The organism is Spirulina subsalsa FACHB-351, from assembly GCF_026130165.1.
Taxonomy (GTDB): Bacteria; Cyanobacteriota; Cyanobacteriia; order Cyanobacteriales; family Spirulinaceae; genus Spirulina_A; species Spirulina_A subsalsa_A.
Map to the genome: position 1 here is coordinate 1 of NZ_JAIHOM010000182.1, position 6,551 is coordinate 6,551.

The window sequence follows — 6,551 nt, forward strand, 5'->3', positions numbered from 1 at the left end:
CAGGGGAGCAGGGGGGCAGGGGGGCAGGGGAACAATTACTTATTACCTATTCCCTATTCCCTATTACCTATTCCCTGTTCCCGAGGATAGTCTCCGTTTTGATCCTCTCTTATCCCAGACTTTGGGACAGGTGGATATGTGGGGGACATCGCCCTTTTAATTTTTGTTTTTCTTCTGTTAGTGCCTTAAAGACTTTGGGACAGGTGGATATGTGGGGGACATCGCCTGTTACGGGTTTGCCGAGTTTGAGCATTATTTGAGGGTGGGGGGTTTATCGAACAGTCGGACCAAGTGCCTCAAACCCCCATTCTTTCGTTGGACCGTTCGATAGTCCACGGCACAAGGGTTTCAGCCATTTTTTTAGAGGAAATTTCTCTAAATTGTTGTCAATTTTTGCTAGTGTTCGCAAATGGGGTCTAGACATTAGGCGGGGTAAGGGTTTAAAATGGGGGAGTTCCCCTTTACCGGGGGACTAAATTGATTGGAAACGAAAACAGCATTTGCTCTGTCTCCGCCGAGAGGGGGAGTTCCCCTTTACCGGGGGACTAAATTGATTGGAAACGCGATCGTCTTTTCCCCAGTCAAAAAGAACCAATACGTTCCCCTTTACCGGGGGACTAAATTGATTGGAAACGATTCGTTTTTTGTGAAGAAGATTCGGAAGAAGGTAAGTTCCCCTTTACCGGGGGACTAAATTGATTGGAAACTTGGCGTGCAGAGGCAACTGCCTCAGCCCAGGCTCTAGGTTCCCCTTTACCGGGGGACTAAATTGATTGGAAACGGTATATAGCGATCGCCTCTGGTATTGGAATATCAAGTTCCCCTTTACCGGGGGACTAAATTGATTGGAAACTAGAAGATTAGACAATCCTCTTCTGTTATTTTTCCGTGTTCCCCTTTACCGGGGGACTAAATTGATTGGAAACATCCATTCAGGCCATTTCTGGCTCAGGATGGAGTCGTCGTTCCCCTTTACCGGGGGACTAAATTGATTGGAAACTACATGGCGGATGATTTTGACAACTTTTGCGTCGGGGTTCCCCTTTACCGGGGGACTAAATTGATTGGAAACCCGCCTACCCGCGCCATCACCTCGGCTGTGATGGTAAGTTCCCCTTTACCGGGGGACTAAATTGATTGGAAACAAGTCTGTATACTGTTGTCGCTTTTTTTCCTTTCTTTAGTTCCCCTTTACCGGGGGACTAAATTGATTGGAAACCCCAACGCGCTAAGTTTTTCTAATAATTCTTTGAGTTTTGTTCCCCTTTACCGGGGGACTAAATTGATTGGAAACTCCCCTCCTACTGAATGAGCAGGCGGTGAGAAGCGTTCCCCTTTACCGGGGGACTAAATTGATTGGAAACGGGATATTATCCCGAAAATCGGGGAATAAAATCCAAGTTCCCCTTTACCGGGGGACTAAATTGATTGGAAACCCAAAAATAGGAGCTAGAGTGTGAACCTCTAACTCCAGTTTTTCAACCTCCAGATATTAACTGACCTCGACACCAAATCAGAGCAGACTCAACCCGAGAAAAATGCTTAATTCTTGAGTTATTTTCCTCTAAAACTTGTCCGCGAACCAACAACCGTTGAACCCGATCATCCACCCCAATAAAGCCCAAAAAAATTTGATGATTTGCCGCAATTTTTTTGATCTTAGAGAGATTTAGCACCGTAGAAGAATCAATCCCAGTCACCTGCTGAAAATCCAGTAAAATAAATCTCAAAGGATGAGGTTGCACAGCCATAACTTCATGTTGCACCCGGTCTAAAAGTTGGTTTGCCGTGGCGAAAAAAATAAACCCTTGTAAAGGTAAATAATATAAATGATTAGCCAAAGACGGATCTAATCCTAGCCAACTCTCCCCTTGGGGACTGGCTGAAGAAGACACAGAGCAGACTGGATAAATAATGTTAACTCGACTGTATTCAATCACAAAAAGCAACAGACAAAGAGCTATGCCCACCAGAACACCCTGTAAAAATCCGACCGTATTAATAACAATCAAAACCAACAGAATAATGGCGTAATCCCAGAAAGGAAACTTAAAAGCCGCTTGATAAACCCATTGAAGCAGCAAATCTAGACCCAAATAAAACAACAGTCCCCCCAAAATCGGCTTAGGGAAGAACTCCAAAAAGTGAGCGCCCAAAATTAACACAGTAGCGCAGGGAATGGTTTTAAACACCCCAGCCAAACGATGGGCGGCCGACATTTTATGAACTAAAATCGTGCTAGGTAAGGCCTGATTCCCGGCCATCCCTCCCCCCAATCCCGCCGCAATATTAGCCATGCCCACAGCTTGTAATTCTTGATTGAGGTCAATTTCCCGTTCCACAGCGAGTTCAATACCGCTATTGGTCAAGACCAGAGAAACTAGACTAATAAACATCAAAGTAGCAACAGTTCCCCATTGTTGACCCAACAGACTCCAGTGAATAGCCGGGAGTTGAGAGAACGTGAGGGGGTGCCAGAGTCCTCCAGTGGGGAAAGGACCCAGTAACCAACCTTGAATCCGCGCTAAGTCTAGGGGAGTGTGGGTGAGGAAGAGGGTGAGGTAAAAAATGGCGATCGCACTGATTAAAGTCCCCGGCATAATCAAATAGTGGCGATAGCGTTGAGTCAACCCCAGCAAGAGCAAAGCCAATAAAAATCCCGCCCCCCAATGACTCAAAACAGACCATTCCAGCAAACTGGGGAGTTCCTGCCATGTCAGGGGATGCTCACAAGTCACTTGCACCCCCCCCCGCACTAATAACCATCCCGTACCAGCCATAAATCCCCCCACCACCGGATAGGGGATGATACTAATCACCTTCCCCAGTTGGCAAATCCCCAACAGGAAAAGGAACAACCCCGTACAGAGCGATCCCAACGCGATCGCCGCCATCACCGTGAGTAACATCACCTCTGGGGGGTCATTCTGCATTTGTTGCGCGATCGCCGCCGCTAACACCGCTAAAACCGCCGTTGGAGCCGCCAAAGGGGTAGCAATCATTCCGGGCAGAGAACTCATCAAAGCGACGATAATACTAATCGCGGCGGTACTATACACCGCAATCCCCACCCCCAGATTGAGGTATTCCCCCAAACTGCCCGAAAAAATCAAGGCCGCGTAGGAAATCCCACGAATCACCCCAATAATCCCTGTCACCCACCCAGCCAGAAAACTGGATAGTAGATTGCGCGGTTGAAACTCTTCAGTGAACGAAAATAAAACGGCCATAATCACCGATAGACCGGAAGCGTGAAATGAAAACAACTGCCTTCATTTAACACACTATCCACCCAAATCTGTCCATAATGCGCCCGTACTATATTCTGACAAAGGGATAAACCAATGCCGTAGCCCTCCGTTTCGCGATCGCGCTTCAAGCGAAAATGACCCTCAAAAATCCGTTCTCGTTTCTCCTGGGGAATCCCCGGCCCCGTATCCGAAACACTCACCTGCACCTTCTGGGACGTGCGGTGGAGCAACGACAGGTTAATTCTCCCCCCAGCCGGAGTGTACTTAATAGCATTTTCCAGTAAATTTGTCAAGACCTGACGAATTAATTCCTCATCAGCATAGACCGAGGGGAAATCTTGGGGTAAATCCTTAGTCAAATGGAGAGACCTCGCCTCAAAGCGGTCCGCCAACTGAGTTAAAACCTCCTCACACAAAGGAGGCAAAGACAGCGCTTGTAACTGTAGATTCAACTCCCCACTGTGACCCTTGGCCGCCTGGAGAATATCCGTAATCATGCGATTCATAATCCGGAACTGCGATCGCGCTTGACGGTATAACTGAGCCGAGAGATAGGCTGAACGCTCCGAGTCTGGTTGGTTTTGAGCCAGTTCTAGGGTTTCCACTGCGATCGCCGCCGCCGTCAGAGGACTGCGCAAATCATGAGCCAACATAGCAATCACCTGATCCTTAAACTGCAACTGGTCTAACAGTTCCTCATTTTCCCGTTTCAAGCGAAAAATCTCATCGGTCAGGCGAATTTGCTCCAGAGAACACCCCACCGAAGACCCCGGAACATCTGGACTTTCTACCTCCTCACCCTGAGCCTCCAGACCCTCCTGCTTCCAACGCTTCCACCAACGACCCAACTGCTCAATCAAATCACTCCCCGCCAAAACATGACGCGGCTCCGGGTGGATTTTCACCAAAGAAGGCGTAGCCATCAAGCGGAAATACTCCACCAGATCCGGTCGCTGTCCCACCCGAATCACTTCCAGTTGAAACGGAAACTCAGACTGTAAATCCCCCAAATACTCCTGAAGAGCGCGGGTAGACTCCTGAGAAGTGGGGCGTTCATCAATAAACAGCAAAAATTGAAGAACTGACGAGGACTGTAACTCCTCCGCTTGATTTGATTGCCGGCCGTTAGATTCTAGCACTGGGTCTAAATACCAATCTGCATGAATGGACTGCGCTCATCTCAAGGATGCACATGAGCGGGACTGAGACTTTCCTTGTTCTCCCCCCTATCATGAAGGCTCAAGGGAGTCTACGGGAGCAAGTTAAGGGGACTACAACACAACCCTTTCTAGATCAGGGGGTGCATAGGGCATGAAGAGAAATCGAGCTAAGTTAACTTTATTTTAATGTTTCCTCCTTGATTTGCTCTCTCGCGTCAGAAATTTTGTCTGTCGATCTTAAAATAGTATAAAGTTTTCACAAGGGGATATAAATTCCATTTCCTCGTTTAGGAAGGTCAAACTTCCTAAATCATTCTCCCGTCCGCTCATTCCTATTCGATCCGCCCATCCCTACTAACTCCCAGAGATATTATGGCTGTCGGCTACCTTGCCTTTGTTCTGCACGCACATCTCCCCTTTGTTCGTCATCCCGAAAGTGATTACGTCCTAGAAGAAGAATGGCTCTTTGAAGCCATTACAGAAACCTACGTCCCGCTTCTCCACTCCTTTGAGGGCTTAAAGCGGGACGGCGTAGACTTTAAGATGACCATGAGCATGACCCCGCCCTTGGTGGCCATGTTACGAGATCCCCTCCTCCAAGACCGTTATGATGCTCACCTCGCCCAACTGCAAGAACTGGCAGAAAAGGAAGTAGACCATAATCAACATAATGGTCATTTGCGCTACCTCGCAGAACACTACGTTAAAGAATTCCAACTGGTGCGCGAGACTTGGGAGCGTTATGATCGCGATTTAGTTAAAGCATTTAAACAGTTTTTAGATAGCAATAACCTCGAAATTATCACCTGCGGGGCGACTCATGGCTACTTCCCCCTGATGAAAATGTATCCCCAGGCCGTCTGGGCGCAAATTAAAGTAGCCTGTGAACATTACGAAGAAAACTTTGGTCGTCCCCCCAAAGGGATGTGGTTGCCCGAATGTGCCTACTACGACGGACTCGAACGCCTGATTGTAGACTCCGGTCTGCGCTACTTCCTCACCGATGGTCATGGTGTTCTCTATGCCCGGCCTCGTCCCCGTTTTGGCACCTACGCCCCCATTTTCACAGAAACAGGGGCGGCCGTTTTTGGGCGAGATCATGAATCCTCCCAACAAGTTTGGTCCTCTCAAGTGGGCTACCCCGGAGATCCTGAATATCGGGAATTCTACAAAGACTTGGGCTGGGAAGCGGAGTATGAGTACATCAAACCCTACATCATGCCCAACGGTCAGCGCAAAAACACCGGGATTAAATACCATAAAATCACCAGTCGTTTTGCAGGTCTGGGGGATAAAGCCCTTTATGATCCCTATTGGGCCCGGGAAAAGGCAGCCGAACACGCGGCCAATTTCATGTTTAATCGGGAACAACAAATCCGTCACCTAGCGGAAATTATGCAGCGTCCGCCGATTATTGTGTCGCCCTATGATGCGGAGTTATTCGGTCATTGGTGGTATGAGGGCCCCTGGTTCTTAGATTACTTATTCCGCAAAACGTGGTTTGATCAACAAACCTATGCCATGACCCACTTGGCCGATTATTTGCATCAATATCCGACTCAACAGATTTGTCGTCCAGCCCAATCTAGTTGGGGTTATAAGGGATTTCATGAGTATTGGTTAAATGAAACCAATGCCTGGATTTATCCCCATTTACACAAGTCGGCAGAACGAATGATTGAGTTAGGTCGTTTAGAGGCCAGTGATGAACTCCAACGACGGGCATTAAATCAAGCAGCGCGGGAATTATTGTTAGCCCAATCTTCCGATTGGGCGTTTATTATGCGCACCGGGACGATGGTTCCCTATGCGGTGCGACGGACTCGCTCCCATTTGATGCGGTTTAATAAGATTTATGAGGATATCCAAGCGGGTAAAGTTGACTCGGGTTGGTTGGAAAAGGTGGAAAAAATTGACAATATTTTCCCCAATATTAATTACAAGGTTTATCAACCCTTGGGCTAAGTTCGCTGAGGGCTTGCCGAATAACTCTACTCCTGGGGCTAGGGAATAGGGAATAGGGAATAGGTAATAGGGAATAGGTAATAGGGAATAGGTAATAGGGAATAGGTAATAGGGAATAGGTAATAGGGAATAGGTAATAGATAATTGATAATTTCTCCCCTGCTCCCCTGCTCCC

3 protein-coding genes and 1 CRISPR repeat array are annotated in these 6,551 nt (G+C 47.8%); of the genes, 1 reads left to right on the forward strand and 2 read right to left on the reverse strand.

Annotation, left to right across the window (positions count from 1 at the left end):
- The first annotated feature begins 453 nt into the window (after positions 1-453).
- A CRISPR array of direct repeats spans positions 454-1,436; the repeat unit is 36 nt; unit sequence GTTCCCCTTTACCGGGGGACTAAATTGATTGGAAAC.
- A 42-nt stretch (positions 1,437-1,478) separates the two neighbouring features.
- Together K4A83_RS21380 and K4A83_RS21385 are read right to left on the reverse strand one after the other, a co-directional pair.
- The gene (locus K4A83_RS21380) at positions 1,479-3,266 is read right to left on the reverse strand and encodes a SulP family inorganic anion transporter (RefSeq protein WP_265266735.1); all 1,788 of its coding nucleotides are present in this window, start codon (positions 3,264-3,266) and stop codon (positions 1,479-1,481) included.
- Positions 3,233-4,390, reverse strand: a complete 1,158-nt coding sequence (locus K4A83_RS21385) for a histidine kinase (protein ID WP_265266736.1) — start codon at positions 4,388-4,390, stop codon at positions 3,233-3,235. The genes K4A83_RS21380 and K4A83_RS21385 overlap by 34 nt, the downstream gene beginning before the upstream one ends.
- A 393-nt stretch (positions 4,391-4,783) precedes the next feature.
- Between K4A83_RS21385 and K4A83_RS21390 the strand changes: the two genes are divergently transcribed.
- Complete coding sequence (locus K4A83_RS21390) at positions 4,784-6,376, forward strand: glycoside hydrolase family 57 protein (RefSeq protein WP_265266737.1); 1,593 nt, start codon at positions 4,784-4,786, stop codon at positions 6,374-6,376.
- The last annotated feature ends 175 nt before the right edge of the window (positions 6,377-6,551 follow it).

Coding starts and splice junctions, on each gene's coding strand:
- K4A83_RS21390 (WP_265266737.1), top strand. CDS start 4,784: ATGGCTGTCGGCTACCTTGCCTTTGTTCTGCACGCACATCTCCCCTTT.